Origin of the sequence: Pseudomonas sp. 18.1.10 (assembly GCF_024655625.1) — a bacterium.
Classification (GTDB): domain Bacteria; phylum Pseudomonadota; class Gammaproteobacteria; order Pseudomonadales; family Pseudomonadaceae; genus Aquipseudomonas.
The window spans coordinates 1-2,376 of record NZ_JANLGL010000412.1; the positions used below are offsets into that span (position 1 = coordinate 1).

2 protein-coding genes are annotated in these 2,376 nt (G+C 62.2%); one reads left to right on the forward strand and one right to left on the reverse strand.

The genetic code is table 11. The annotated features are described in order from the left end of the window. Positions 1-70: 70 nt before the first annotated feature. The gene (locus NUV89_RS29225; RefSeq protein WP_124527722.1) at positions 71-1,417 is read right to left on the reverse strand and encodes a class II 3-deoxy-7-phosphoheptulonate synthase; all 1,347 of its coding nucleotides are present in this window, start codon (positions 1,415-1,417) and stop codon (positions 71-73) included. Between the two features lie 124 nt (positions 1,418-1,541). On the opposite strand from NUV89_RS29225, the gene NUV89_RS29230 reads away from it, so the two are divergent. Next, on the forward strand, positions 1,542-2,297 hold the full coding sequence (locus NUV89_RS29230) for a spermidine synthase (protein WP_257784049.1): 756 nt from the start codon (positions 1,542-1,544) through the stop codon (positions 2,295-2,297). Positions 2,298-2,376 lie beyond the last annotated feature (79 nt).

The window sequence follows — 2,376 nt, forward strand, 5'->3', positions numbered from 1 at the left end:
CACATTTGGAATGCATTCCAATGTGGGAGCGGGCTTGCCCGCGAAGGCGTCAGCCCAGGCAACTAAAATCTCAGCGCTTGACCTGCTTCAACGTTTCGGCAATCAAAAACGCCAACTCCAGCGACTGGTCCGCATTCATCCGCGGATCACAGTGGGTGTGATAACGGTCTGACAACCCATCCTCGGTAATCGGCCGCGCACCGCCGATGCACTCGGTGACATTCTGCCCGGTCATCTCGATATGAATCCCGCCGGCATAGCTGCCCTCAGCCTGGTGCACCTGGAAGAACTCCTTCACTTCGCCCAGGATCTGCGCAAAGTCGCGGGTCTTGTAGCCGCTGCTGGCCTTGATGGTGTTGCCGTGCATCGGGTCGGAACTCCACAGCACCTGCTTGCCCTCGCGCTGCACGGCGCGGATGAGGTTTGGCAGGTGGTCGCCGACCTTGCCGGCGCCCATGCGCGCGATCAGGTTGAGGCGGCCGGGGTCGTTGTCCGGGTTGAGGATGTCGATCAGGCGGATCAGGTCGTCGGGATTCATGCTTGGGCCGACCTTGACGCCGATCGGGTTGTTCACGCCGCGCAGGAACTCGACGTGGGCGCCGTCCAGCTGGCGGGTGCGGTCGCCGATCCACAGCATGTGCGCCGAGCAGTCGTAGTAGTCGTTGGTCAGGCTGTCGCGACGTACGAAGGCTTGCTCGTAGTTCAGCAGCAGAGCTTCGTGGGCGGTGAAGAAGCTGGTTTCGCGCAGTTGCGGCGAGCTGTCCATGCCACAGGCGCGCATGAATGCCAGGGTTTCATCGATACGGTCGGCCAGTTGGCTGTACTTCTCGGCCAGGGCCGAGTTGGCGATAAAGTCCAGGTTCCACTTGTGCACCTGGTGCAGGTCGGCGAAACCGCCCTGGGCAAAGGCCCGCAACAAGTTGAGGGTGGCGGTGGACTGGTGGTAGGACTGCAGCAGGCGATCCGGGTCCGGCACGCGGCTTTTTTCATCGAAGCCGATGCCGTTGACGATGTCGCCACGGTAGGCGGGCAGGGTGATGCCGTCGATGGTTTCATCGTTGGCCGAACGCGGCTTGGCGAACTGGCCGGCCATGCGCCCGACTTTCACCACCGGGCAGCCGGCGGCAAAGGTCATCACGATCGCCATCTGCAACAGCACCTTGAAGGTGTCGCGGATTTTTGCGGCGGAGAACTCTACAAAGCTCTCGGCGCAGTCACCGCCTTGCAACAGGAACGCGCGACCCTGGGTCACTTCGGCAAACTGACGGCGCAACTCGCGGGCTTCCCCGGCAAACACCAGCGGTGGGTAGCTGGCCAGGCTCTGCTCCACTTGCAACAAGTGTGCAGCGTCCGGGTACTGGGGTTGTTGCTGGATCGGCAGGGCGCGCCAGCTGTCGGGGCTCCAGGGTTGGCTCATCTTGAACTCGATTGGCTGATTGACGGTCGGGCGCCAATGTTATCAGCAATTAGTGCGTGACCTGTTGCCGCCGGTTGGCCGACAATCGCGCCTTTGCCGTGCGGTAAACCCTTTAGGAGTAGTGATGACCGAGGAGCGTGTCGAGCGCCTGTTGGCCGAAGTCCATGATGACTTCGGCATGATCCGTGTGCTCGAAGTGGCCGATTACCGTTTTCTCGAGTTTGGCGACGCCATCGAGCAAAGCTGTGTGTTCACTGCCGACCCGAGCTGGCTGGAGTACGACTACACCCGCGCGATGCTGATCGGTGCGTTGTGCCATGCGCAGCCGGAGAGCGCGCTGTTCCTTGGGCTCGGCGCCGGCACGCTGACCCAGGCGTGCCTGAAGTTCCTGCCACTGGACGACGTCGAGGCCATCGAGCTGCGCCCGGATGTGCCGCGCCTGGCCATCGAGTACCTGGGGCTGGATGATGATCCACGCCTGTACATCCGCATCGGCGACGCCCTGCAATTGCTGGAGACCGCTGAGTCGGCCGACCTGATCTTTGTCGACCTGTACACGGATGTCGGCCCTGGCGTCGGGCACTTGGCCTGGAGTTTCCTGGAGAACTGCCAGAAGAAACTCAACCCCGGCGGCTGGCTGGTTATCAACCAGTGGGCCACCGACGACGGCAAACCGTTGGGCGCGGCGTTGCTGCGTGGGTTGTACCACCGGCATTACTGGGAGCTGCCGGTGAAGGAGGGCAATGTGATCTTGCTGGTGCCTTCGGAGTTGGATCAGGAGTTGGACATGCAAGCGTTGACGGCGCGTGCCGAGGCATTGGCGCCGCGCCTGGGGTATTCGCTGCAGGCGTTGATCAAGGCGATTCGGCCGGCGACTTAGTTGTCTGGGCTGGCGCCTTCGCGGGCAAGCCCGCTCCCACAGGGGAATGCATTCCTACAGATAAATGCGTTCCAAATGT